The 24,885-nt window shown below is 64.5% G+C and carries 21 protein-coding genes; 7 read left to right on the top strand and 14 right to left on the bottom strand.

The features are described from left to right. The first annotated feature begins 21 nt into the window (after positions 1-21). From OSH12_RS13615 to OSH12_RS13600, 4 genes are all read left to right on the top strand, one after another. Positions 22-1,197 carry an N-acetylglucosamine-6-phosphate deacetylase gene (locus OSH12_RS13615; RefSeq protein WP_266344112.1) on the top strand — a complete coding sequence of 392 codons (1,176 nt, stop codon included), beginning with the start codon at positions 22-24 and terminating at the stop codon, positions 1,195-1,197. Positions 1,198-1,199: 2 nt separating this feature from the next. Continuing rightward, complete coding sequence (locus tag OSH12_RS13610) at positions 1,200-1,658, top strand: hypothetical protein (RefSeq protein ID WP_266344111.1); 459 nt, start codon at positions 1,200-1,202, stop codon at positions 1,656-1,658. Beyond that, entirely contained in the window at positions 1,655-2,143 is a 489-nt protein-coding gene (locus tag OSH12_RS13605; protein WP_266344110.1) for a hypothetical protein, read from the top strand. The genes OSH12_RS13610 and OSH12_RS13605 overlap by 4 nt, the downstream gene beginning before the upstream one ends. Positions 2,144-2,238: 95 nt before the next feature. Beyond that, a complete protein-coding gene (locus OSH12_RS13600) occupies positions 2,239-3,387 on the top strand; it encodes a DSD1 family PLP-dependent enzyme (protein WP_266344109.1) in 1,149 nt (382 codons plus the stop codon). Between the two features lie 246 nt (positions 3,388-3,633). Here OSH12_RS13600 and OSH12_RS13595 read toward each other — a convergent pair whose 3' ends face one another. From OSH12_RS13595 to OSH12_RS13565, 7 genes are all read right to left on the bottom strand, one after another. Then, positions 3,634-4,581, bottom strand: coding sequence for an ABC transporter permease (locus tag OSH12_RS13595; protein ID WP_266344108.1), 948 nt, complete (start codon positions 4,579-4,581; stop codon positions 3,634-3,636). Beyond that, entirely contained in the window at positions 4,578-5,459 is an 882-nt protein-coding gene (locus tag OSH12_RS13590; RefSeq protein WP_266344107.1) for an ABC transporter permease, read from the bottom strand. Before OSH12_RS13590 ends, OSH12_RS13595 begins: the two co-directional genes overlap by 4 nt. Continuing rightward, positions 5,456-7,552, bottom strand: coding sequence for an ABC transporter ATP-binding protein (locus OSH12_RS13585; RefSeq protein ID WP_266344106.1), 2,097 nt, complete (start codon positions 7,550-7,552; stop codon positions 5,456-5,458). The genes OSH12_RS13590 and OSH12_RS13585 overlap by 4 nt, the downstream gene beginning before the upstream one ends. Further along, positions 7,552-9,117, bottom strand: coding sequence for an ABC transporter substrate-binding protein (locus OSH12_RS13580; protein ID WP_266344105.1), 1,566 nt, complete (start codon positions 9,115-9,117; stop codon positions 7,552-7,554). Before OSH12_RS13580 ends, OSH12_RS13585 begins: the two co-directional genes overlap by 1 nt. A 77-nt stretch (positions 9,118-9,194) precedes the next feature. Continuing rightward, positions 9,195-10,706 (bottom strand): M81 family metallopeptidase, encoded by a 1,512-nt coding sequence (locus OSH12_RS13575; protein ID WP_266344104.1) that lies wholly within the window; start codon positions 10,704-10,706, stop codon positions 9,195-9,197. Between the two features lie 301 nt (positions 10,707-11,007). Beyond that, the gene (locus OSH12_RS13570; protein ID WP_266344103.1) at positions 11,008-12,312 is read right to left on the bottom strand and encodes a type III PLP-dependent enzyme domain-containing protein; all 1,305 of its coding nucleotides are present in this window, start codon (positions 12,310-12,312) and stop codon (positions 11,008-11,010) included. Next, on the bottom strand, positions 12,303-13,766 hold the full coding sequence (locus OSH12_RS13565; RefSeq protein WP_266344102.1) for a M81 family metallopeptidase: 1,464 nt from the start codon (positions 13,764-13,766) through the stop codon (positions 12,303-12,305). Before OSH12_RS13565 ends, OSH12_RS13570 begins: the two co-directional genes overlap by 10 nt. Positions 13,767-14,029: 263 nt before the next feature. Between OSH12_RS13565 and OSH12_RS13560 the strand changes: the two genes are divergently transcribed. The 3 genes from OSH12_RS13560 to OSH12_RS13550 all read left to right on the top strand — a co-directional run bounded on the left by OSH12_RS13560 (position 14,030) and on the right by OSH12_RS13550 (position 16,891). Next, positions 14,030-14,824 carry an IclR family transcriptional regulator gene (locus tag OSH12_RS13560; protein WP_266344101.1) on the top strand — a complete coding sequence of 265 codons (795 nt, stop codon included), beginning with the start codon at positions 14,030-14,032 and terminating at the stop codon, positions 14,822-14,824. A gap of 5 nt (positions 14,825-14,829) precedes the next feature. Continuing rightward, complete coding sequence (locus tag OSH12_RS13555; RefSeq protein ID WP_266344100.1) at positions 14,830-16,317, top strand: M81 family metallopeptidase; 1,488 nt, start codon at positions 14,830-14,832, stop codon at positions 16,315-16,317. Positions 16,318-16,507: 190 nt separating this feature from the next. After that, the gene (locus tag OSH12_RS13550; protein ID WP_266344099.1) at positions 16,508-16,891 is read left to right on the top strand and encodes a RidA family protein; all 384 of its coding nucleotides are present in this window, start codon (positions 16,508-16,510) and stop codon (positions 16,889-16,891) included. A 173-nt stretch (positions 16,892-17,064) separates the two neighbouring features. Here OSH12_RS13550 and OSH12_RS13545 read toward each other — a convergent pair whose 3' ends face one another. The 7 genes from OSH12_RS13545 to OSH12_RS13515 form a co-directional block, all read right to left on the bottom strand. Beyond that, positions 17,065-18,078 (bottom strand): aldose epimerase family protein, encoded by a 1,014-nt coding sequence (locus tag OSH12_RS13545; RefSeq protein ID WP_266344098.1) that lies wholly within the window; start codon positions 18,076-18,078, stop codon positions 17,065-17,067. A 56-nt stretch (positions 18,079-18,134) separates the two neighbouring features. Next, positions 18,135-18,917, bottom strand: coding sequence for an SDR family NAD(P)-dependent oxidoreductase (locus OSH12_RS13540; RefSeq protein WP_266344097.1), 783 nt, complete (start codon positions 18,915-18,917; stop codon positions 18,135-18,137). A gap of 81 nt (positions 18,918-18,998) precedes the next feature. Then, the gene (locus tag OSH12_RS13535) at positions 18,999-19,829 is read right to left on the bottom strand and encodes a carbohydrate ABC transporter permease (protein WP_266344096.1); all 831 of its coding nucleotides are present in this window, start codon (positions 19,827-19,829) and stop codon (positions 18,999-19,001) included. After that, positions 19,829-20,704 carry a carbohydrate ABC transporter permease gene (locus OSH12_RS13530; RefSeq protein WP_266344400.1) on the bottom strand — a complete coding sequence of 292 codons (876 nt, stop codon included), beginning with the start codon at positions 20,702-20,704 and terminating at the stop codon, positions 19,829-19,831. The genes OSH12_RS13535 and OSH12_RS13530 overlap by 1 nt, the downstream gene beginning before the upstream one ends. Before the next feature lie 70 nt (positions 20,705-20,774). Then, complete coding sequence (locus tag OSH12_RS13525; RefSeq protein ID WP_266344095.1) at positions 20,775-22,007, bottom strand: extracellular solute-binding protein; 1,233 nt, start codon at positions 22,005-22,007, stop codon at positions 20,775-20,777. A 462-nt stretch (positions 22,008-22,469) separates the two neighbouring features. Next, a complete protein-coding gene (locus tag OSH12_RS13520) occupies positions 22,470-23,606 on the bottom strand; it encodes an amidohydrolase/deacetylase family metallohydrolase (protein WP_266344094.1) in 1,137 nt (378 codons plus the stop codon). A gap of 248 nt (positions 23,607-23,854) precedes the next feature. Beyond that, positions 23,855-24,838, bottom strand: coding sequence for a MurR/RpiR family transcriptional regulator (locus tag OSH12_RS13515; RefSeq protein WP_266344093.1), 984 nt, complete (start codon positions 24,836-24,838; stop codon positions 23,855-23,857). Positions 24,839-24,885: the final 47 nt, after the last annotated feature.

Here is a 24,885-nt window from a genome sequence, read left to right as displayed (position 1 = left end):
ATCATAACGATGGAATTACCGATGCGCGTCAAGCAGAGATGGACGGATGTCACGGTCGTGACCGCCGAGGGGCTCCGGTCCAGCGATCTTCTCATCCAGCGGGACCGGATCGCCGGGATCGTGGCGGCGGATGTCTCGGTCGGAGACGATTGGGAGCGGGTCGACGGCGGCGGCGCGATCCTCTACCCCGGTATCATCGACCTGCTGCAGCACGGCTTTGGCGAGCATCTCTATTGCGACACGGACGCTGGCGCCGTTGCCGCCAATTCGCAGGTGATGTTGCGGCATGGCGTGACGGGTTTCCTGCCCGCAATCCCCTGCCTGCCGCCGGCCAACATGGAGGATGTGCTCGCCCGCCTTTCGGCGCAGTGCGTCGATGCGAAGGGCGCGCGGGCGCTCGGCGTCCATAGCGAGGGGCCCTGCTTCGGTTCGCCGGGCGCGCATAACCCGGAAAACATCGTCGCCCCCAGCGTCGAGCTGGCCGAACGGATGCTGGCCGCCACCAGCGGCATGCTGAAGGCCGTCACCGTCGCGCCGGAACGCGAGGGCGCGGAGGGTTTCATCGGCGTCCTCAAGCGGGCCGGTGTCTCGATCCATCTCGGCCACAGCCTGGCGCGGCCGGAAAACGTGCCGCGCTATGTGTCGTGGGGTGTCGACGCCGTCACCCACATGTACAATGTCATGCCGACCTATCCGCCGGGCAATATGGGCGTGCATGTCGTGTCGCTGACCGACGCACTGCTGGCCGAGCCGACTCTGGCGCTTGGCCTGATCTGCGACGGCATTCATGTCGACCCCGCGCTGATCCGGCTGATGGCGCAATTGCCGGAAGACCGGGTGTTCCTGGAAACCGACGCGATGAAATATGCCGGCACGCCGGGCAAGACCTTCGAGTTCTATCCGGGCTATGTCGTCACCAGCGCCCCCGGCAAGGCGGTGCGCGATACGAATGGCGGGCTTTGCGGCTCGTCGCTGGCGCCGGATGAGGCGATGCGCAACTATCTGAGCTTCTCGGGCAAGGATCTTGTCCGAGCCGCCCATGCGACGAGCCTGGTGCCGGCGCGCGTGCTTGGGCTGGAAAGCGAAATCGGCAGTCTCGCGCGCGGAAAACGCGCCGATTTCTGCGTCCTCGATCCGGCGACACTGGCGGTGAAAGCCACCTATGTCGGTGGCGAGCGGCTTTACGGGAGCGTGTGAGCATGGCGAGCCAGAACAGCCCGATGCGCTATGAGGAGGACGGCAACGTCCATCTCGATTTCCACGGCGCGGTCAACACGACGATCGATTTCATCGTCGAACGCTTCGGCGTCGACGCCATGGACGAGATCTTCAAAAAGGTCGGCCGCGATGTCTATGTCAGCATCCGGCAGGATCTGATCGCCGGCGATACGCGCCAGCTGGTGCGCCACTGGAAGCATTTCTTCGATCGCGAGAACGCCGATTACGACATCGCAATCGGCGAGGACGAGATCGTGCTGACGGTGCGCCGTTGCACGGCGTGGCATCATGTGAAGGGCCTGGTCGGCCACGTCTCGCCGCATTTCTGCGACCAGACCAGCCGCACTAACGAGGCCATGGCCGAGGGTTCGCCCTATGCCATCGACACCGAAATCACCGGCGAGGGTTCGTGCCGGCAGGTCATCCGGAGGCGCGCATGATCCCGAGCGACCACTTCACGCGGTTCTACAACGAGATCTTCAAATTCCTCGAAACGCAGGGCGAAGAGGCGCTGGAAGCCTATTGGCTGGCGATCTCGAAGAACCAGGAGCGCCATATCCTCGATCTGATCCAGACCGAGGGCCTCGCCGGGATGTACGAATACTGGTCGCACATCAAGATCGAGGAAAACTGCGACATGGACCTCGATTTCGACGAGGACCGGCTGGAACTTCGGATGAATGTCTGCCCGAGCCTTTCCAAGGTTCTGGACAATGACGCCGCCCCGATGGAGCGCTATTGCGATCACTGCGCCGGCTGGATCGGCCCGATCATGGACAAGACCGGATATCACATGGTCTACGACGTGATCGACCGCACCAAGCCGCAATGCGTGACGCGGATCTTCAAGGATCCGGCCAAGGCGCGCGAAGCCGAGAAGGACGCAAAACTGTTGATGGGCTGGCCTGGCCACAAGCTTGGCTGATTTCCATCGATACGCTCCGCATTCGGGGTATCCATCGAGAAGCCCCCCGCCTCGCGCTCGTGAGTGCCGGGAGAGGCGTGGCAGGAGTTGACCGAATGAGACGCGGCGTCGCCGGACTGAACGAAACGTGGCTCGGCGCGCGCGGCGGCAGGACGAAGCTGGAAACACCGGCGCTGGTGCTGGACGCCGACGCGTTCGACGACAACGTCCAGACCCTCGCCCGCATGGCGAACGCAGCCGGCCTCGGCCTTCGCCCGCATGCCAAATCGCACAAATGCGCCGCCATCGCGCGGGCACAGATCGAGGCCGGAGCGCTTGGCATCGCCTGCGCCAAGATCGGCGAATTGCTGGCCTTATTCGAGGCCGGCATCAACCCATTGATGCTGACAGCCCCGGTCGCCAGCCGCCGCAAGATCGACCGCCTGACGGAGGCTGTTGCGCGGGGCGCCGAGATCAGCGTGGTCGTCGACCGTGCCGCCCTCGTCGCCGACTATGCGCAGTCCGCGCAGGAAGCAGGCGTGCGCCTTGATGTGCTGGTCGAATGCGATGTCGGCCAGCGCCGCACCGGCGTCGCCACCCCGGAGGCCGCCGTCGCACTGGCGCGCCAGATCGCGGACGAGCCCTCGCTCCGCTTCGTGGGCGTGCAGGGCTATGCCGGCTTCGTGCAGCACGTCTTCGATCACGAGGCGCGTCGGGCCGAAAACCGCGTCGCCATGGGCCGCCTGCTCGCCATCGTCAACGCGCTCGACGAAGCGGGCCTGCCGCCTGAAATCGTCACTGGCGGCGGCACGGGAAGCCATCTTCTCGACCTGGAAGACAAGGTTCTGACCGAGGTGCAGGCCGGCTCCTATGTCTTCATGGACGAGGATTATCGCCGGGTCGACCTGCATGGCTCCGGCGCCGATGTGTTCGGCACCGCCCTGTTCGTCGCTGTCACCGTGATCGCCCACAATCTGCATGGCGAGGCGATTGTCGATGCCGGCAGCAAGAGCTTTTCCGTCGACGGACCGGAGCCTCGCGCCTATCTCGACGGCCGCGAGATCGGCCGCATCACCTTTGTCGGCGACGAGTTCGGCCGGCTGGAAGCCATCCCGGGCAAGCCGGTTCCGCCGGTCGGCATGCGGCTCGAATGCAGCGTGCCGCATTGCGACCCGACCGCCAATCTGCACGATTTTCTGCACGTGGTGCGCGGCGACAAGCTGGAAGACATCTGGCCGATCGAGGCGCGCGGCCTGTCGGATTGAATTGGGAGCCGTCGCCAATTCACACTCGGCTGAATTCCCAAACGCGACCATCATCCTGAGGTGCCCGGCAAAGCCGGGCCTCGAAGGAGGGTCGATGAGATCCCCCGGGCATGGATCCCCGGTGCCGATTTCCAGATCCTATCGGCAGCATGAAATACCCGCTGGACCCTCCTTCGAGGCTTCGCTGGCGCGAAGCACCTCAGGATGATGGCGGAGACGGCCCTGAAGGGCCGCCGCCCCCAAGCCTCACCGATACTCGATACGCGGGTCGATGTAGGCGTAGAGCACGTCGACGGCCATGTTGATGGCGATGTAGAGCACCAGGATCACGACGATGCAGCCCTGGATCAGCGGGTAATCGCGCGTCGAGATCGCCTGGATCAGCAGACGGCCAATGCCCGGATAGGTGAACACCGCCTCGGTCACCACCGCGCCGCCGATGAAATTCGCCATCATCAGCCCGACAATCGTGATGAAGGGCAGCAGCGCGTTGCGGAGAATATGAACACCGACGATCTGCCGCTCCGGCAGGCCTTTTGAGCGCGCCGTGCGGACGTAATCGGCCCTGAGTTCGCTGACCAGCGACGCGCGCAGGAACCGAGCCAGGATGCCCGAGACATAGATGCCGAGCGTCAGCGCCGGCAGCGCCAGGTTGCGGATCGCGCCAATCGGATCGACCCAGATCGGCACATAGGCGGAGGCAGACGGCAGCCAGCGCAATTCGACCGCGAATACCAGGATCAGCAGGATGCCAAGCCAAAAGGTCGGCACGCCGAGCGCCATGGCGCTCCAGCCCGACAGGATTCGGTCGAGCCAGGAACCGGGATGCAGCGCGCTGGCAATCGCTACCGGAATGCCGATCAAAAGCGAGACGATGGTCGCGGCGACGGCGAGTTGCAGCGTTGCCGGCAGGCGTTCGCCGATCAGTTGCAGCACCGGCGCGCGGCCGCGGATCGACATGCCGAAATCGCCGCGGATCGCGTTCCAGAGCCAGTCCGCATATTGCACCAGCACCGGCCGATCGAGGCCGAATTGCGCGGTGGCGGCGGCGATCTGCTCGGGGCTGGCATTGTCGCCGGCAATCGCGCCGATCGGGCCACCGGGAACGGCATAGATCATCGCCCAGATGGCCGTCGAGGCGAGCAGCAGAACCGGCAAAAGTTGCAGCAGACGGCGGAGTACAAAGCCGATCATGTCGTGACCTCTTCGACCTTGGGAGCGATGACGGGGTCACGACGGCCTTCGAGCAGGCCGCTCAGCGCCCGGCCAAGCACGTCGAAGGAGAGGATGGTGAGCGTCAGCACGATGCCGGGCAGCACGGCGTAATACGGTGCCTCATGCAGATAAGATTTGCCGGTTCGCAGCATCTCGCCCCAGCTTGGGGTTGGCGGCGGCACGCCGACGCCGAGGAAGGAAAGCGCTGCTTCGAGCAGGATCGCCACCGAGCAGAGCACGACGACCTGGACGAAGATCGGGCTCCAGCTATTCGGCAAGATGGTGCGGAACATGTTGTAGGTCGCCGTACCGCCAAACGCCTCGACGGCGGTGACGAAGTCGCGCTTGCGGAGCGTCAGCACCTGCGCCCGGGTGATGCGGGCAAAGCTCGGAATGCCGGTCAGGCCGACGGCGATCAGGGCGGCGGCCTGGCTGCGACCGAGCACGGCGATCATCGCCATGGCGAACAGGATCGCCGGCAGCGCCAGCAGCACATCGACGAAGCGCATCAGCGCCGCGTCGCGCCAGCCACCGAAGAAGCCGGCGACGAGGCCGATCGGCACGCCGACCAGCGCTGCGATCGCCACCGCGCCACCCGCCGTGATCAGCGACGTCCGTGCGCCAAAGATGACGCGGGAGAGGATGTCGCGCCCGAGTTCATCCGTCCCGAACCAGTTGGTGGCCGAGGGCCCCTTCAGCGCATTGGCAAGCTTCTGTCCCACCGGATTGAGCGGCAGGAAATCAGCGAAAATTGCCGCCAGCGTGATGCCAACGAGGAAGATCAGCGCCAGCGCAGAGCCCTTGCTGGAAAGCAGACGGCCCAAAATGGAGAGTGTCTTGCGGCCAAGCTTGCTCACGACGCCACCTCCATCGCGCGGGGCGCAAACACGTTGCGCTGTCCTTCGAGCGGGCCCGCATGGTGACAGGCGGTGCGCGTGGAAAAATCGAGGTAACGGTCGAAGGCCGGCGCCTTGGCCGAGCAGATCTCGGTGGCGCGGAAACAGCGTGGGTGAAAGGTGCAGCCGGAAGGGGGAGAGGCCGGATTGGGGATCTCGCCTTCGAGCACGATCCGCCGCCGCGTGTCGCGCACGGCCGGGTCCGGTACGGGCGCGGCCGAAAGCAGGCTCTGCGTGTAGGGATGGACCGGCAAGTCGTAGAGCCCGTCGCGCGAGCTCTCCTCGACGATGCGGCCGAGATACATCACTGCCACGCGGTCGGAAACATGGCGCACCACCGAGAGATTATGCGCGATGAACAGGTAGGCGAGGCCGAGTTCGCGCTGAAGATCCTGCAACAGGTTGATCACCTGCGCCTGGATCGAAACGTCGAGGGCAGCCACCGGCTCGTCGAGGATCAGCAGTTTGGGCTGCAAGGCCAGCGCGCGGGCAATGCCGATGCGCTGCTTCTGGCCGCCGGAAAACTCGCTCGGCAAGCGGGTCAGCATGGTGCGCGACAGGCCGACCATATCGAACAGCTCGGCAATCCGGCGCGCACCGCCCATCTCGTCATAGATGCCGTGGATGCGCAGCGGCTCGGCGACGATGTCCTCGACCGAAAGGACGGGATTGAGCGAGGCGTAGGGGTCCTGGAAGACATATTGCATCTGGCGGCGCGCGGCGCGCATCGCGCCACGGTCGAGATCGCGGATCGACTTGCCGCCGAAGCGAATGCTGCCGCCAGTCGCCCGGATCAGCCCCATAATGGCGCGGCCGGTCGTCGTCTTGCCGCAACCGGATTCACCGACGAGGCTAACCGTCTCGCCTGGATTGACGGAGAGGCTGACGCCGTCGACCGCCTTGACCCAGCCAGTCGTGCGCCGAAGTACGCCGGTCTTGACCGGAAAATGAACCTTCAGGCCATCGACGACCAGCAGCGGTTCGGGCCTTGCCAGCGCAGCGTCGGCGTGGATGCGCGGCTCGGCGGGGAGCGGGGTGACCGGCAGTTCCTCGGCATAGTGGCAGGCGGACTGGCGGTTTTCGCCAATGGCGCGCAGGACCGGATCCTCCGCCGCGCAGAGCGGCCGGTCGCGGCCAACGGCACAGCGCGGCTGGAAGGCGCAACCCTTGGGCAGGTGGCCGGGAATCGGCGGCTGGCCGGGGATCGGATCGAGCCGGCTGTCGGAGGTGTCGATGCGGGGAATGCTGCGCAAAAGCGCCCGCGTATAGGGATGGCGCGGCGCTTCAAAGATGTCGGCGACGGGGGCCGTCTCGACGATGCGGCCGCCATACATGACGGCAACGCGGTCGGCGACTTCCGCGACGACGCCCAGATCATGCGTGATCAGGATGACGGCCGAGCCCATTTCGGCCTGCCGGCGCGCCAGAACGGCGAGCACCTGCGCCTGGACGGTCACGTCGAGCGCCGTCGTCGGCTCGTCGGCGATGATCAGTTTTGGCTGACCGGCCATCGCCATGGCGATGACGGCGCGCTGGCGCATGCCGCCGGAGAACTGGTGCGGATACTGCCCCGCCCTGCCCTCGGGATCGGCGATGTCGACCTCGCGCAATAGCTCCGCCGCGCGGGCGTGTGCATTGGCCTTCTTCAGCCTGCCATGCGCCACCTCGCCCTCTGTGATCTGGCGGCCAACGGTGAGCACCGGATTAAGCGTCGTCGTCGGGTCCTGGAAGATAAAGCCGACATCGCTGCCGCGCATCGTTCGAAGCGTTTCCGGCGCGGCGGTGGTGACGTCGATGCCGCAAAGCCGGATCGAGCCCGAAACCCGCGCGGTCTCCGACAAAAGGCCGGTGACCGCGAGGGAAGTGACGCTCTTGCCAGAGCCGGACTCGCCGACGATGCAGAGAACTTCATTGGGATAGACGTCGAAATCGACGCCGCGAACGACGGGTACCGAACGTCCCTCGCCGCCGAAATCCACCTTGAGCCCCCGGACAGAGAGAACCGGGTCAGCCGTGCGTGGACCGCCTGCGGGAGACGCGATACCCGTCGGCATTACTGGAAGCCTACCGTGCGGGCGACGAAGAGATTGTCGATGTCGAGCGACAATCCACCCAGCTTCGGCGAGGCGACGATCAGGCCGGTGTCATAGGAATTGGTCGGGATGGCGAAGGCGTCGTTGACCAGAACGCGGTTGAGATTGTCGTAGGAAGCCTTCACGGCTTCATCCGGACCTGATGTCGTGTTCACCTGCGCGATGGCGGCGACATAATCGGCATGGGGATGCGGGTCCTTCAGCACCGGGTTCTTGACGCCGCGGTAGATGCTGTTGGTGGCGACGCGGGAGGGGAATTTCTGCACATTGCCGACGGCGCCGAAGGTGGTGTCGTAGTCGCCGGCAAGCTGCGCCTCGGTGTATTCCGCACCCTGGCGCACATCCAGTTCGATGTTGATGCCGACTTCGGCCAAGGCGCTCTGCAGGATCTGGCTGAGCACGACGCTGGGCTCGTCATTGCCCCAGACCAGCATCTTCCAGTTGCTCATTTCGGCCGGCGTCAGGCCGGAAGCGGCGATCAGTTCCTTGGCCTTGTCGATATTGTAGGCGAACTCTTCCGTGTAGGCCGCGTTGAAGGCGGGGCTTGCCGGCGCCCAAGGCAGGGCCACGACTTCGCCGAGACCGGCATAGCCGACCCGCAACATGCCTTCACGATCCATCAGATAATTGAAGGCCTGACGGAATTTTGCGTTGGTGAAGGGGGCGCGGGTCGAGTTGATGCGGAAAACCATGACCAGGGGACCGGGTCCGCGCACCATCTGGTAGCCGGCATCCTTCAGGCGGACGGCGCTGCGCGACGTGCCGCCATAGATCAGGTCGACGGCGTCGGATTCGAGCGCGGCGCTGGCCGAGGCGTCTTCACTGAAAATCGTGAAATCGACCTTCTCGGCAATCGGCTGGCCCTTGCGCCAGTAGTTCGGATTGGCCTTCAGCGTCAGGCCCTGGCCGACGGCGCGGCTGTCGAGCATGTAGGCGCCGGTGCCGGCCGGAACGGTCTCGACCGTGTCGATGCCGGCGGCCTCGATCGGGATCGTGAATTGCAGCAGATCGGTGATCTGGCGCAGGGGAACCGGCGCCTTGAAGTTGATCGTGACGGTGTTTGCGTCCGGCGTCGTCCAATCCTTGACGATCGACATGGTGGCGTAGACGTTCTTGCCGCGCTTGGGATCGGCCGCCTTGGCCAGCGTCGCCGCGACATCGGCCGAGGTCAGCTTGGCGCCGCTATGGAAGGTGACGTCGTCGCGCAGCGTCACCGTCACCGAGGTGTTGTCGGGCGCGATCTGCCATGCGGTCGCCAGGCTCGGCACCGCCTCGCCCTCGGCCGTATACTCGATCAGGCTGTCATAGAGGTTCTTGACCAGGTGGAAATTCACGGTCGAGAACTGCTGCGGATCGTAGTTGGTCATGTCGCTGAGCAGGGCGACGCGAAGCGTGCCGCCCTTCAGCGCCGCCTCTTCGGCATGCGCCGGGGCGATCCAGTTCGTTCCGCCCATGGCAACGGGCGCCGTCGCGGCGAGGAACAGGAAACCCAGCCGCCTGAGTGTCCGGAACAGGTTCGTCTTCATGCTGTTTTCCCCGCTGTTGCGCTTTATGGCTAACGATGCGTTATCAAGGTGTTCGTCGCGGCCGAGGCCGCGATGGCTCAGGCGTCGACGCGCTTGCCCGGCTGGGACGAATGCGCGCGCCAGTCATCAAACTGTTCGATCGGATAGATCGGGCGCGGAATGCGCTTCCAGGGCAGCGTGAAGACATCCGACTGGCCGGGCCCACGCGTATCGGCGCGAATGACGCCGGAAGCGATCGGCGCGAAATACTGGAAGTTCGACGCGGTCTTCAGCACGGCAATGCCGTAGTCGGTCGGCTCGACGCCCATCGCCCGGTAGACGCCAGGCACATTGCCGGCGACGGCGCGGAGCGTCGTGATCATCAGCGTGACCGGACCGACATCGAAAATGACAGACGGCCCGAGGTCGACCTCGCTCTGGTGGTTGTAACCCTCGATCTTCAGCAGGCCGCCACCGACCGTGCGCACCGTGCCGGTGACTTCGAGCGGCGTGAAGAATTCCGTCGCCGCGTCGCCGCCGAGCGGCAGCGTCACCGTCGCGCCCTCGCCGGCCGCGACCAGGGCCGCTGCCGCCTTTGGCGAGATCAGCGGCACCAGTGCGCGCTTCTGGATTCCGAGGCGCAGCATGGCTTCGAGCAGCAGATTGCTGTCGCCCGCCGCGCCGCCAAACACCGTGTCGCCGGTGTCGCTGAGGATCGCCAGCCCCGGAGCGGCGTCGGCCTGACGCACGGCGTCATCGACCGAGACAGACTCGCGGATTTGAAAATCATCGCGCAGCGACCAGCAGAGATCGGCCAGATCGTCGGCGAGCCTTTCCGCCAGGGCCTGATCGTTGTCGGTGACGACGATCGTCGCCCAACCGCCCTCGGCGACGTCGAGCCAGGGCTGCATCGGATAGTTCGACGCCTGCAGCACGCGCGCATCGGCCTCGACGGCACGCGCCGCGTCGAACCAGATTTTCATCGGCCCCTGCGAGGTCAGGAACTGCTCCTGATGCGAGACCAGCGGGATCTTGCGCCACGCGGTCGTCGGCTTCAGGCCTTCGGTCAGGATGCGCAGCAGCAGCTTCGTGCCGATGACGCCGGTGTCATAGACATCATGCGGCTGGGTGCGATGGCCGACAATGGCGGTCGCGTTGTCGATGATCTTCTGCGTGACGTTGGCGTGGTGGTCGAGACCGAGCACGATCGCGACATCGGGACCGAGGATTTCGCGGCAAAGCGCGATCTGTTCGCCCTCGACATCGTCAACGCCCTCGGCCGAGCAAGCGCCGTGCAGTTGCAGGGCCAGGCCGTCGATCGGACCGGCGGCCAGCAGGCCGGCGCGGATCTTGTCCTGGAAAAACTGGAAGGTTTCCGTCGAAAGCCGCCCGCCCGCCGACGCATAGCCGCGGATGATCGGGATCTGCTCGATCTCGAGGCCCGATTCCTCGATCACCTGAAGATGGCCGCCGACCTGGCCGAAGCCGCGCAGCTTCTCGAAGATTTCCGCGCCTTCGTAGATGCCGAAGCCCGCATAGTCATCCAGCGTGGTCAGCACCGGGTTGAAGTCGTTGGTTTCCTGCGAAACGTGAATGACAGCGATACGCAACGACCATCTCCATGATGTCTAATATTGAAAGCGAACGAATAGATCCGCTGTGGCGCCTATTCTTCGATCCAAACGGCTGTGAGACGCCGAGTATAAGATCGAGGCAGACTCGGTCCGTGACTGCGAAGGACAGGCAGTCCGACCTCAATTCAGGCTATTAATGGGCCTGTTTCGTGTCAATGCCGCCACGTTTCGCCAGATGGAACAAGTTCTATAGTTCAACCAAATCAGATGCCCGCGCGCACAGACGGCAGCGGGCATCCTTTCGAAGCGACACGGCTTCAAAAGCCGCCTGCGGTCATCAGAAGAACGTCTTCAGCCCGCCGGTGACGCGATAATCTTCGTCGACCAGCATCAGCAGCGACCATTTGTCGAAGGTGGTGCAGGGATGGCTGATGCCGAAGCCGACCATGTCGCCGGCCTGCAACGGACTGTCGATCGGCGTGATCATGTGGCAATGCTGGTCGTTGAGCGCGACGACCGAATGGCCGGGCGACAACTCGGCCGGTGCCGTCATGCTGCCATCCGGCCGATACCAGCGCAGCGGCACCGGCAGTCCGGCGTCGTGGCTGACATCGCGCTTGCCCATGGTCAGCATGGTGCGGCCGCCTTCGGGACGCGACTGCACCATCGCCCAGACTTCAAGCGCCGGCTCCAGACCGCCCTCGGGAAGCTGTAGCGTCGTCTCCTCGACGATGCGCTTGAACGCTGCCGCGTAAGCGATGGAATCATGCGTCAGGTAGCAGCCGGACCGCAGCACGCGCAGAACCGGATACGGGAACGAGACGAGATCGAAGCGTTCGACGACCCGGTCGAAGAAAGCGGACCCGCCGGCGCTGATGATGATCCGCGCTGAGGTGGCGAACAGCCCCTCCTCCATCGCCAGCAGCGCCATGGCGGCGACATCGTCGATCAGCCCGTCCGCCGTTTCCGGCGTCGGCAACATGCCTTCAAAACATTCGAAACCGGCCAGTTCCAGTCCCGGCGCGGCGGCGATGGCGCGCGCCAGTTCGATGGCACCCTTTCGCGTCCGGACGCCGGTGCGTCCGCCGATAAAGCCCATCTCGACGAGAATGCGCAGCGGGTTGCCTTCCGGCGGCGGATTGCGGCGGGCGCCCTCGGCCAGGAAGGCGACGCCGTCGAGGCTGTCAGCCAGGCAATAGAGCTCGAAGCCGCCCTCGGTATGCAGCGCGCTGAAGCAGGCGTCGATCGCCGGGCGACCGATCGGCTGGTTGGCGAGCAGCACCCGCTTGACGCCGAAGCGCAGGCAGACTCCAACCTGCTGCAGCGTCGCCGCCGTGATCGCCCACGCGCCATCAGCGATCTGCAAGTCGAACAGATGCGGCGACATCGTCGTCTTGCCATGCGGCGCGATGACGAGATTGTTCTCAGCCGTGAAGGCGCTCATCCAGGCGCTGTTGGCGGCCAGAACATCCTGCCGGATCACGGCGACCGGCAATGGCAGATCACCCGCGAGCAGGCTCCAGCCCTGGCTTCCGACATCGCCAACCGTCAGGCGCGGCGCGTCATAAGGCAGCCCCTTGGTCGAGGGATCGAGTTCGAGCGCGTCGAGCGAAACGATGTCGAGGCGGGGAATCAGAGCCATGGATTGGGGTCCATCGGTGCGAGGGGGCGACGGGCTTTGGTGTAGGGGATCCTGGCCGTATCGCTTGGATAGGGGCCGCCCGTATCGAGGTAGTGGACCTTGTGCGCAATCGGCGCGAAGGCGGCATGAAAATGGTTGGACGACTTCACCACGACGATTTTCTTGGCAGCGAGATCGATGCCGAGATCGGTGAAAACAGGCGGGCTGAAGGTCTGCGCCCGCGTCGACGACAGCACGACATCGAGATTGCCGATGGTGATTGCGGCGGCCGCGCCGAGCGAGACCCAGCTCTGCTCGAACGGCACCAGCAGATCGTCGGTGATGCCGCGCACCACCACCCGGGCGTCGATCGGCTTGCCCGATGTGGAGGCTGCTTTGCCGCCGAAGCGCAGGTCGATTTCCGTACCGACGCCAGCGGCGCGGCAGAAGGCGACCGCGACCGGATCCCAGAGCGCGCCGATGGCTGCCGGAATTTCGGGATGGCGCAGCAGCGCCGCGACCATGACGGTCTGGTCGCCGGCGACGCCGCCGCCCGGATTATCCCAGCGATCCGCCAGAATGACCGGCTGGCCGAGTTCGCTCAGCGCCTGCTCGATCGCCTCTTCCGGCTTGAAGTGATAGGGGCCGCCGCCTGAGGCACCCCAGCCTAGGATCTCGCGGCCAAGACGCTCGGCCAAGGCCGCCGCCTTCTCCTGGTTTTCCGCGCCATCGGCGATGACAAGCACCTTGGTGCCGACATCGTAGACATCGGCGGCCTGGAAGCCGTGCGCGACGGAGATCGAGAGAATGCCGTCCTGCCCTTCGAGCGCCAGCATCCGGTCGACGAAGCTCCGACCCGGTTCGCGGCTGGTCATGAAGCCGGTGATGGCGCGGCAATCGAACACAGCACTGACCGGCGCAATCTCGCGGCGCGCGGCGCGCAGGCAGAGATCGACCAGATCCTCCGCCCGTTCGAGGAAATCCGTATGCGGAAATTCCTTGAAGGCGGTGATGACATCGGCCGCCTCGACCATCTGGTCGGTCAGGTGGCAATGCATGTCCAGTTCAGCGCCGACGATGGCATCGGGGCCGGCAATGGCGCGGGCATGCGCCAGCAGATCGCCCTCGCAATCATCATAGCCGCGCGCCACCATCGAGCCATGCAGGCCGAACAGCACGACATCGACGGGCATGGCGGCGCGGAGTTGATCCAGGATCTCGTCGCGCAGGCTTTCATAGGCCTCGCGCGAAACGAGCCCGGCCGGCTCGGCCCAGGTCGCGGTGCCTTCGAACAGGGTGAAGCCATCAATGCGGGCGCGGTTGCGGGCCGCCACCATCGGGCCGGAACAGAGCGTCGGCGTCTCGGGATGGGTGCCGGGCGGGCAATAGAACGCCCCCTCGAACGCGCTGCGATCGACAAAGAGCGGCGAGAACGTATTCGTCTCGGTCGCCAGAGACGCCACAAAAACCCGCATTCCTGCCCCCTGCCGCGATGTCGTCGCCGTATCGCGCCTGATATTCTACATTATGGAACAATCATTTAGCTGTCCGATGAAATTTAAGCGGCAGGATCGCTCGCCTGTCAACTGTGCAACCGCAGATACATTTGGTTATGCGGGACGTTCAGCTTGCGCGCCTCGGCAAGTTGATGTCTTAATATCGAAACGAGCATCACCAAATCGTCCCATGATCTGGAATGATCGTTCGCGGAACCCTGATTTTCATGGTCGAAACCAACATGTCGAAGCCAGAGACTGAGCCGAGCGGCGCCGCGGTTGCCGCGCGGATCCAGTCCGTCGCCCGCGCCAAGGCGCTGCTCGACGCCATGGCGAGCGGCGATTTCGTCGCGCTGCGCGAGCTGGCCGCCCGCACCGGACTGGCCAAGACAACGGCCTTCAATCTCGTCACGGCGCTGGTTGATGTCGGCTTGGCCGAACGGGACATCAAGGGCGGCGCCTATCGGCTCAGCCTGCAGCATCTCGTCTATGGCAAGGCCGTCGAGCGGCGGCTGGACATCGCGGCGCTGGCGCAGCCCTATCTGATCCGCCTGTGCGCCGAGACGCGCGAAACCGTCAATCTGGCGCTGCCGGGCCCGACCGACGCCGTCATCGTCGAAAGCCTGGAAGGCAGCCAGACCCTGCGCGTCTCGTCCTATTCCGGCACGCGCGCCGCCTATCATTCAACCGCCTGCGGCCGGGCGTTGCTCGCCTATCAGCCGCTGTTGTTCCGGCGGATCATCTACAATCTGGGTTCGCTGCCGGCGGCGACCGACCGCACCATTACCGATCCGCAAGCGCTGGAAGACGTGCTGGAGCGCTGCCGCACCGTCGGCTGGACCACCGAATTCGAAGAGAACGAGATTGGCGGCGCCTGCGTCGCCGCGCCGATCTTCGCGCCCGGCGGCGAGGCCATCGCCGCCGTCTCCATCGCCGGCCCCTCGGCCCGTTTCGAGCCCGAGGCCATCGAGCGCCTCGGACGACTTCTCGTCGCCACCCTCGCCGAAATCACGGCGAGCATGTCACGCAACAGGTAGACATCATGAACACGCGCCCTCGTATCCTGCTGGCAGGGCTCTATCACGAGACCCACACCTTCGTGGACGAGATCACCACGTTCGCAGACTACGACATCCTGCGTAGCGAGGCGCTTTTGGCGCGAAAGGGTGATGGTTCGACGGTCGACGGCTTCCTGGAAGTGGCCGAGACCGAGGGCTGGGACGTGGTCCCCGTGGTCGAGTATTCGGCGCTGCCGTCCGGGACCACCGACCACGCCGTGTTCGAGCAATTCTGGGCCGAACTGGAAACAGGCCTCCGCGCCGCGCTGAAGAAGGGTGGCCTCGACGGCATCTGGCTGGCCCTGCACGGCGCCATGGTGACAACGGAAAGCATAGACCCGGAAGGCGAATTGCTCGCCCGCATCCGCGGCGCTCCGGGCGCCGAGACGCTGCCGCTCTATGCCGTGTTCGACCTGCACGCGACATTCACCGCCGCGATGGCGAAACACGCCAATGGCCTCGTCGCCTACCGCGAAAATCCGCATACCGACGCGCGCGATTCAGCCGTCCGTTCGGCCGAGCTTCTGGCCCGGGCCCTGCGCGAAAAGGCCGAGCCGGTCATGCATGCCCGCAACGCCGCGATCCTGTGGGCGCCGCCCGGCACTGGCACGGCCGACAGCCCGATGCGCGACCTCGAAACCCTCGCCCGCCAGATAGAGGCCGAGGACGCCGAGATCTGGGCCGTCAACATCATTGGCGGCTATTCCTTCTCCGACGTGCCGGATGCCGGCGTCGCCTTGTCGCTGATCACCACCGGCAGCGCCGAGCGCGCCAGCGCCGCGCTCGACCGGCTGGAAGCGCTCGCCGTCGAGTTGCGCGAGCTTGGCCAGCCCAAGGAATGGGATCTCGATGCAGCCCTCTCCGAGATCAAGACGCTCGAAGGCGGCCCCTATATCGTCGTCGAGCCTGCCGACAATATCGGCGGCGGCGCACCGGGCGACGACACGGCGATCCTGCGCGGTTTCTTGCGCCACGGCATCCGCAATACCGCCGTCGCCATCGCGGATGCGGAAGCCGTCCAATCCTTCGCCGACGCCGCGCCGGGCGACGTCCGCACGATCGCGCTCGGCGGCAAGGGCAGCAAGCTCGGTGCCGGTCCGATCGAGGTCAGCGCCACTTTCGTCAGCCGCAGCGACGGCGAGTTCACGCTCGAGGACCGCAACAGCCACCTCGCCGCCATGCAGGGCGTCCATATCAGCATGGGGGCTTCGGTCGTGCTGGAGGTCGACGGCGTCAAGATTCTGGTCAACAGCCGCAAGACGCCGCCCTTCGATCTCGGACAGCTACGGTCGCAGGGCATCGTTCCGGAAGAATTGACGGCCATCGGCGTCAAGGCCGCCGTCGCGCACCGCCGCGCCTACGACCCTATCGCGGTGAAGAGCTACACCGTGGCAACACCGGGCCCCTGCACCAGCGTCCTGACCAGCTTGCCCTATCGCCGGCTGCGCCAGCCTGTGTTCCCGATCAGCTGAATGGTCTGAAAAAGATACAAATGCAGAAGCTGCGCGTGCACCTCTCCCTGAGGGAGAGGTCGATGGCGAAGCCGGCGGGTGAGGGTTTACGGCCTCACCGGATCGTTCCCTAAACCCTAACCCGGACCTATCGGTCCGACCTCTCCCTCAGGGAGAGGTAAAGACAGACGACCTTCACACGGAGCCTCCCATGATCGAATATCCGAGCGAACCCGATACCCCCCGTTCGCACCTGCCCTTCAGCCCGTCGACCAAGCTCGGCGACCTGATCTTCGTGTCCGGCCAGGCTTCGGTCGATGCGACTGGGAAGATCGTCTCCGACACGTTCGAGGGCGAGATGCGCCGCTCGATGGAGAACATGCGCAAGGTCGTCGAGACCGCCGGCAGCGACTTCGCCCATGTGCTGCAGACCCGCAACTATGTGCAGGATCCTGCCGATATTCCGCTGTTCAACAAGATCTACCGCGAGTATTTCAGCGAGCCCTTCCCGGCCCGCACGACGATCACCAACTGCCTCGGCACCGCGCTGCGCTACGAGGTCGAGTGCATCGCCGTCGCCAAGCCGAAGGCTTGATTGTCTCATTCTCTATGACGAAAAGGGCGGCCGTTCGCGAGCCGCCCTTTTTGTTGATGCAGGATAGTCTGCCCTCTTCACCTCTCCCTGAGGGAGAGGTCGACGACCAAAGGTCGGCGGGTGAGGGTTTACGGCCTCACCGGATAGTTCGGCCTCGCACGGGCGGCAAACCGTCAGCCGAAGCGATATTCCGTTTCCTGCCGGTAGATCTCGCCGGGGCGGAGGATCGCCGACGGAAAGCTTGGCTGGTTGGGGCTGTCGGGAAAGCGCATCGGCTCCAGGCAAAGCCCGGCATGGGCCTGAAAGGGCACGCCGTCGAGCCCGGCGAAGTCGGGCGCCAGCCCCGCGCCGTCATAGAAGACAATGCACGGCTCGGTCGTGTGAACTTCCATGTGAAGGCTGCCATCCGGCGCTTCCAGGCGCGCGCCCCGGATGAGTTCATGGCCCTCGCGGTCCAGCACCACGCAGCAATCATAGTCAAAGTCCGGATCGCCGGCGGGATCCGAGATGGGTCGCAACTGGCGAAAATCATACGGCGTTCCGGCAACGCTGGCGATTTCGCCGCTCGGCACCAGCGCCGGACTGAACGGCGTGTAGCCGCTGGCCGCGAATTGCAGCTTGTGTTCGCGGCTGGTCGCGCCCGGGAGCAGCGAGAAATAGGCGTGATTGGCGAGGCTGACGACGGTCGGCGCGTCGGTCGTCGCCGTCAGGGTGATGTGAATGGTTCCCGGCGCCAGCAGGCGATAGGTGCAGCGAACATCCAGTTCGCCCGGATAACCGTCATCGCCATCCGGCGAGATCAGGCCGAGCGTCACCGACGCCTCGTCCGACTCCAGAATCCGCCACGGCTTCCGCGAAAAACCGACCGCGCCGCCATGCAGATGGACGCCGCCTTCGTTCAGCGAAAGCTGATGCTCGACGCCGTCGATGGATATCCGGCCGCCGCCGATGCGGCTGGCATGCCGGCCGGCCGTGACGCCGAGATAGCGGTTGTTTTCGAGATAGCCATCGAGCGTCTCGAAGCCGAGCACAACGCGACGCGGCGCGGCGTCCGGAACCGGCACCACGAGATCGCGCAGCGTTGCGCCAAACGTCAGGATCGAGGCGGTGGCACCGCTGGCGCTGGCCAGCCGGACCTCGGAGATAGCCGTGCCGTCCGGCAGCCGGCCGAAGAAATGGATCGACACGATGTCTCCGTTTTAGCTCGATGTTTCGTTCTGGTAAGCCGGCGAAAGGATATCGCCTACCAGAGGGTATAGCCGCCATCTATGACATAGGCGGCGCCCGTCACATAGGAAGCGGCGGGGCTGGCGAGATAGAGCGCGAGCCCGGCGATCTCCGGCGGATTGCCGGGGCGGCCCATCGGGATATGCGCGACGATGGCGTCGATCACGTCCGGTCGGCGCTCGTTCCAGCCACGGTTGGTGTCGGTCATGAATAGGCCGGGGCAGATCGCGTTGACGGTGACGCCATGCGGCGCCCAGTCGGCGGCGGCGCAGCGGGTAAAGTGGATCACCGCCGCCTTGCCAGTCTCGTAGTCGCGCCCGCCAATGCCGCGATTGGCGATCAGGCCGCTCATCGAGGCGATGTTGATGATCCGGCCGCCCTGCCCGCGCTCCAGCATCGCGGCGCCAAAAATCTTGGTGCCGAGGAAGCAACTGGTCAGGTTCATGTCCAGCGATTCCTGCCAGGTCTCCAGCGTCTCCTCGACGATCGGCATGCTGGCGATGCGGTTGCCGACATTGTTGATCAGGATGTCGACGGGACCGTATTCCTTCAGGATCGTCGTGCAGGCCGCCTCGCAGAGGTCTGCCCTGGCCATGTCGGCCACCACGCCCCAGCCCTGGCGACCCAGCGCCCGTATCTCGGCGACGGTGGCGTCGAGCGTTTCCTGCGTGCGACCGGTGATGATCACGTCGGCGCCCGCTTCCGCCAGCGCCAGCGCCATTTCGCGGCCAAGGCCACGGCTTGCGCCGGTGACCAGCGCACGCTTGCCTTCAAGCCCGAACCAATCCTTCAGTCCCATCTCGGTCTCCGATTTTCTTTTGGCGTCGTCTTGAAGGCGGCGGTGAATTCCCGCCGCCCGTTCACAACCGTTCAGGAAAAGCTACTTCACGGCGCCGACCGTCAGCCCGCTGACGAGCGAGCGTTGCAGCAGGGCGAAGATCACCGCGACGGGAACGCTGGCGACCAGCGTCGCCGCCATCACATGGTCCCACTCGACCTGATAGCGCCCGCCGACCAGCGAGAAGGTCTGCAGCGTCAGCGTGCTCTTTTCTGGCGAACGCAGCAGCGTCATCGCCAGCACGAACTCGTTCCAGCAATAGATGAAGATGAAGACGGCCGTGATGCCGATTGCGGGCGCCGCCAGCGGCAGGAAGATCAGCCGCAACCGTTGCAGCGTCGAGGCGCCATCGAGCTTCGCCGCTTCTTCCAGCTCCTTCGGAATGGTCTGGAAATAGGCTTGCAGCATCCAGACCGAGAAGGCGAGATTGAAGGCGACATAGGCCAGAACCAGCGCCGGCAGTTGATCGACGAAGCCCATCTTCGCCATCAGGCGGAAGATGCCGAGCACCAGCACGATCGGCGACAGCATCTGCGTCACCAGCAGGAACTGGCGGAACAGCTTGCGGCCGGTGAACTCCATCCGCGACGCCGCATAGGCGGCGGGAATGGCGACCAGCAGGCAGAGAACCGTGGCGGCGATGCTGACGAGCAGGCTGTTCATCACAGCCGGCCCGAGGCGCGTCGCCTGCCACATGTCGACGAAGTTCTGCAGCCGGATCTCCGACGGGAACCAGCGCGGCGGATACATCAGCACTTCGACCCGGGGCTTCACCGCGGTCGAGACCATGACGGCGAAGGGGAAGAGGATGACGATCACCAGCGGCGACAGGAACAGCCACATGAGCAGGGATTTGCGGACAGGATTTTCCATCAGGCCGTGCTCCGCTCATTGCGCATGGCAAGCGCCGCATAGACGATCGTCAGCGCCAGCAGGATCAGGAACATGACGATCGACAGCGCCGAGGCGATGCCCAGTTCACCATAGCGGAAGGCGAGCTTGTAGAGCCAGGTCACCAGGATGTCGGTGCTGTTGGCCGGATCGCCCTGCGTCATCACCCAGATCAGCGGGAAGGAGTTGAAGACGTAGATGAAATTCAAGACCAGCACGATGTTCAGGAACGGCCGGATCAGCGGCAGCGTGAGATAGCGAAAACGCTGCCAGCCGCTGGCGCCGTCGATCTTGGCAGCCTCGAACACGTCCGCCTGCAGCGAGGAGAGGCCGCCGAGGATGACCGTCACGGTAAACGGGATCGAGACCAGGATGCCGATGGCGATCAGGATCGGGAACGCCGTCGTCGAGGTGGCGAGCCATTCGACCGGCGTGTCCTGCAGCCCGAAATTCGCCAGCGTCGCGTTGACCATGCCGAACTGTCCGTTCAGCGACCAGCGCCAGACGATGCCGGTCATGGTCAGCGATACCGCCCAGGGCAGCATGATGATGATGCGGGCCAGCGTACGGCCGAAGAACTTCTCGTTCAGGATCAGCGCGATCGGAACCGACAGCAGCACCGTGCCGCCGACGACGAAGACCGTCCAGACGAGCGTGCGGATCAGGCAGCCGATGAAGAGCTGATGCGAGAACAGCCGCTGGTAATTGGCGAAATCGTTGAAAGCCGCCGTCTTGCCGAACCGGTTCACCGCATGCACCGACATGTTGGCCATGTCGTAGATCGGGTAGCCGATAATCCAGAAGGCGAACAGGATGGAGGGGAGGATGAGAAGATAGGGCGCGCTGGCGCGCCCTATCTTGCCGTTGGAGGGCGTCTTGGCGCGATGAACAGCGCCGCCGACGCCCAACCCCGGTGCCGATCCGGCCTTATTGCTGGATAAGGCCATCGATCGTCGCCGCGGCTTCCTTCAGGGCGGCTTCAGGCTGGGCCTGGCCAATATAGACCTTCTGGACAGCGGCGATCACCGCGTCGACCATCTGCTCCCAGTTCGCGACCGGCGGTGCGAAGCGGGCGTAGGGCAGCATGTCGGTGAAGGCCTTGAGCTGCGGGTCATCGGCGAAGACCGGCGCGGCGGCCTCTTCCTTCATGACCGGCAGGAAGCCTTCCTTGGTCGAGAACTCGATGCGCCATTTCGGGCTGAACGCCGTCTCGGTCAGGAACTTCATGGCGAGCTCTTTCTGCTTGCTCGACTTGAAGACCATCAGCGTATCGGTGACGCCATAGGTTGCCTTGGTAGTGCCCTCGGGGATCGGCGAAAGCGCATAGTTCAACGTCGGGGCGTCGGCCTTGATCTGGCCGCGCAGCCACGGGCCGGTCAGGATCATGCCTATGCGGCCCTGTTTGAACAGGCGCTCGATGTCCTGGCGGTTCAAGCCGCTCGGATCGGGCTCGGTCAGGCCTTCGTCGATCATCGACTTGTAGAGCGTCAGCGCCTTGATCGCCTCGGGGCTTGCGACGCCGGATTTGCCGTCCTTGATCAGCTCGCCGCCATGGGTCCAGAGCGAATAGTACCAGTAGGCGTCGGTCTCGATTTCCTTGCCCTGAAGCGCGAAGCCATAGGCATCCGTGCCGAGCGCCTTGATCTTCCTGGCGGTGTCGACGACGCCGTCCCAATTGGTCGGCGGCTCATTGACGCCGGCCTTCGCCAGCAGGTCCTTGTTGTAATACATGGCGCGGGCGGACGCCGCGACCGGCAGGCCGTACATCGTGCCGTCGAAGGTCGAGGGCGAAAGGAACGACTCGATGAAGCTGGCCTTGAATTCAGGCGTCAGATCCATTGGCTCGGCAATGTCGTTCTTGACGTAATCGACCAGCCAGCGCGTGCCGATCATGGCGATGTCGGGCTCGGTGCCGCCCGCGATGTCGGTGGTCAGGCGCTGTTGAAGGTTATCCCACTGGATGACTTCGATCTTCACCTCGTCGCCAGGGTGCTTCTCCATGAAGTCCTTGGCCATGCCCTCGAACAGGCCCTGCGTCGCGGCGCTATAGTAACCGAGCACGACGCGGATGGTCTCCGCCTGGGCTGCGGTCGAAGCAAAAACAATGGCGGCAGTGCCCGCCAGCAAACTGATTACCCTGCTTTTCTTGGTCTGGTACATTTAGCTGATCCTGTCGTCTTCACGATGTGAATGTCTAACGATCTAGATAGATGCTCATGTAACCTTGCATTCGACTTGCGATGTCCGGCGCTATTTTTTTTGTTCCCCGCGCCGCCCAACAAGAAGAATGATACGACATCCTATCCGGATGCGTCTTCGGCAATACTGCTTCTTTCGAAGCCGAAAACAGGCAGACCGCCTGCCTTGCTGAAACTCTCTCCTCGTCCTCGTTCCATCAGGCCGGGCGCTACACTCCCCCGTCTGTCCCTCGATCATTGTCGGACAGGAAGCGTCTGCCAAGCGATTTTTTTACTCTTGCGTCATTTGACAAAAATTCAGCGCTTCAAACATTGTCTCTGGACGTTATTTGGTCGGAAAAGCCAAATATTTGCCGGTTCTGCCCCTTATCTGGGCGTCAGCAACGGCAGCGCGAAACGGCGCGCCGCCGCCTCTTTTCGAGCCTTAGTTCGAATGCCACCAGCGCCCGGCGACGACGACGCCATCGGCAAAAATGCGCTCGTTCGCCGTGACAACCTGCGCGCGCGAATCCTCCAGCGGAAAGCTGCCCTGGCGGATGGAAAGAATGCTGGCGTCGCCCGGGCTGCCCGGCTTCAGCGTGCCGAGTTCCGGCCGGCCGAGCGCCTTGGCGGCGTTGATGGTCGAGGCGGCGATGACGTCGCCGAGCGGCATGCCGAGGTTGAGGAATTTCGACAGGGTCGTGACCTGGTCGAAGGCCGGGCCGTTGATGCAAAGCGCATGCACGTCGGAAGAGATCGTATCGGGCGCAAAACCCTGCTCCAGCATGGCGCGTCCCGTCTTCCAGGCGAACGAGCCCATGCCATGGCCGATGTCGAAGATCACGCCGCGCTCGCGCGCCGCGATCACCTCCGGCTTGATCTTGCCCCGGCCGTCGATCGGCGCGTTGGGGAACGGGCGGAAACAATGGGTCAGCACGTCACCCGGCCGCAGCCGGTCCACGACCGCCTCATAGGAAGGCGGGGGCTCGTCGATATGCACCATCATCGGCATGCCGAGCTCGTCAGAAACCTGCAGCGCGATATCGAGCGGCGCGATGCCGCTGTCGCCGCTGGCATGGCGGCCGATGCGCACCTTGATGCCGACGATGACATCGCGATTGGCGTCCGCCACCTCAAAAGCATCCTGCGCCGCCATCAGGCGCATGTCGTGGCTCTCGCCCACCATGATGCGATTGGAGAAGGCATAGATGCCGGCGAAGGAGACATGCAGGTAGGCGAGGATGCGGACGGCGCTTGGCTCGATAACATGCTTGCGGAAACCTGGAAAATTGCCGGGGCCAGCGCTGCCGGTGTCGACGCTGGTCGTCACCGCGCTCTGCCTGGCATAATCCTCGGCATCGACGCCGAGCGAGGTGCCACCCCAATAGACATGGGTGTGCAGGTCGATCAGGCCGGGAGTGACGATCTTGCCGGAGACATCGCGAATGTCCGCCCCCGTCGTGTCGAGCCCGTCGCCGATCGCCGCGACCTTGCCATCTGCGAAGGCGACGTCGGTGACGCGATCGATACCCTGGGACGGATCGATGACCCGACCCTTCTGGAGAACGAGGTCAAATGGCATGATGCGCGGGTGCTTTGTGTTGTGAAGGCAGGAGCGGCGAAGGTCACGGCGCTTGGCCCATACGGGCCGGAGAACCGCATCCCTTGATGGCCCGATGATGAGCATCGAACGGCCGACTCGCCAAGCGAATTTTTCATTTTCTCGTCATTTTCTGGAATCGCACCGACATGCATTCGCAGGGCGATGACAAAATGATCTGAAAAATCAATTCTTGGGCAGTTTTGCCCTGCCCGGATTGCAGAGTCGGATCAATCCGCCAGCGGCTTGCTGGTATCGGAATCGCGATGGACGGTGAATTGCTGCTTGATCCGCCGCAGCTTCTCCAGCGCCGCCGGGCGGCTGCGCACCGCCGCGCCATAGGCGAGCATGTCGATCACGGCCAGGAAGGCATAGCGCACCGAGGTCGGCCCGAGCACGTCGCCGTCGTCGGCGACATTCACGGCGAGCGAGATATCGACCATGTCGGCCAGCGGCGTTCCGGCGACGGTCAGCCCGATGGTCTGCGCGCCATAATCGGCGCCGATTCGCAATGCGCGCATTAGTTCGGGATTGGTGCCGCTGAGCGACGAGCAGAAGATGACATCCCCGCGCCCGACTGTGGCGGCCAGCATCATCTGCATCTGGTGATCAGCACTGGTGCTGACATGCAGGCCGAGCCGGAACAGCCGGTTGTGGAACTCCTCGATCAGCCAGCTGGAGACGCCGCCCGAGCCGAACGCATAGATCATGCGACTGCGGCTGACGATCTCGATGGCCCGTTCAAGCGCTTCAAGATCGATCGATTTCTGCGCGTTGACGATGGCGCGCTGCGCCCGCATGGCGACGCGCTCGCCCACCTCGGCCAGGTTGGCGGGCGGGGTCTGCGGCTCCAGATATTGCAGCCCAACCCGCATGCTGCCCATGATCTTCAGCTTGAGATCACGAAGCCCGTCGCAGCCGACTTCCCGGCTGAAGCGGGTGACGGTCGGCGCCGAGACGCCGATCCACGGCACCAGTTCCTCGATCGGCTTTTCGACGAAGACGCGCGGATAGCCGAGGATCGCCTGGGCGATCTTGCGGTGCGATTTGGAAAGGCTGGGCTCGCGGTCGAGGATGGCGGCAAGGATATCGTTGGCGGCCGACTGGGCGTCCTCGACGGAAATGGTGAGGACGCTGCCACGGTCGCGAGGGCGCCCTGCCCCGCCAGGCTGCGGGCTTTCCGTCACCTTGGTCCGCCGCCGCTGACCGTCCATCCGCCGCTGCTCCGCTTTTTCATTTTGTCGTCAGATAGGCCTGACGA

The organism is Kaistia terrae (assembly GCF_026344005.1).
GTDB classification, from domain to species: domain Bacteria; phylum Pseudomonadota; class Alphaproteobacteria; order Rhizobiales; family Kaistiaceae; genus Kaistia; species Kaistia terrae.
Note: the sequence above shows the minus strand (reverse complement) of the source record. Positions and strands in the feature narration are given on the sequence as shown.

Coding starts and splice junctions, on each gene's coding strand:
- OSH12_RS13615 (WP_266344112.1), top strand. CDS start 22: ATGCGCGTCAAGCAGAGATGGACGGATGTCACGGTCGTGACCGCCGAG.
- OSH12_RS13610 (WP_266344111.1), top strand. CDS start 1,200: ATGGCGAGCCAGAACAGCCCGATGCGCTATGAGGAGGACGGCAACGTC.
- OSH12_RS13605 (WP_266344110.1), top strand. CDS start 1,655: ATGATCCCGAGCGACCACTTCACGCGGTTCTACAACGAGATCTTCAAA.
- OSH12_RS13600 (WP_266344109.1), top strand. CDS start 2,239: ATGAGACGCGGCGTCGCCGGACTGAACGAAACGTGGCTCGGCGCGCGC.
- OSH12_RS13595 (WP_266344108.1), bottom strand. CDS start 4,581: ATGATCGGCTTTGTACTCCGCCGTCTGCTGCAACTTTTGCCGGTTCTG.
- OSH12_RS13585 (WP_266344106.1), bottom strand. CDS start 7,552: ATGCCGACGGGTATCGCGTCTCCCGCAGGCGGTCCACGCACGGCTGAC.
- OSH12_RS13580 (WP_266344105.1), bottom strand. CDS start 9,117: ATGAAGACGAACCTGTTCCGGACACTCAGGCGGCTGGGTTTCCTGTTC.
- OSH12_RS13570 (WP_266344103.1), bottom strand. CDS start 12,312: ATGGCTCTGATTCCCCGCCTCGACATCGTTTCGCTCGACGCGCTCGAA.
- OSH12_RS13565 (WP_266344102.1), bottom strand. CDS start 13,766: ATGCGGGTTTTTGTGGCGTCTCTGGCGACCGAGACGAATACGTTCTCG.
- OSH12_RS13560 (WP_266344101.1), top strand. CDS start 14,030: ATGTCGAAGCCAGAGACTGAGCCGAGCGGCGCCGCGGTTGCCGCGCGG.
- OSH12_RS13555 (WP_266344100.1), top strand. CDS start 14,830: ATGAACACGCGCCCTCGTATCCTGCTGGCAGGGCTCTATCACGAGACC.
- OSH12_RS13550 (WP_266344099.1), top strand. CDS start 16,508: ATGATCGAATATCCGAGCGAACCCGATACCCCCCGTTCGCACCTGCCC.
- OSH12_RS13540 (WP_266344097.1), bottom strand. CDS start 18,917: ATGGGACTGAAGGATTGGTTCGGGCTTGAAGGCAAGCGTGCGCTGGTC.
- OSH12_RS13535 (WP_266344096.1), bottom strand. CDS start 19,829: ATGGAAAATCCTGTCCGCAAATCCCTGCTCATGTGGCTGTTCCTGTCG.
- OSH12_RS13525 (WP_266344095.1), bottom strand. CDS start 22,007: ATGTACCAGACCAAGAAAAGCAGGGTAATCAGTTTGCTGGCGGGCACT.
- OSH12_RS13520 (WP_266344094.1), bottom strand. CDS start 23,606: ATGCCATTTGACCTCGTTCTCCAGAAGGGTCGGGTCATCGATCCGTCC.
- OSH12_RS13515 (WP_266344093.1), bottom strand. CDS start 24,838: ATGGACGGTCAGCGGCGGCGGACCAAGGTGACGGAAAGCCCGCAGCCT.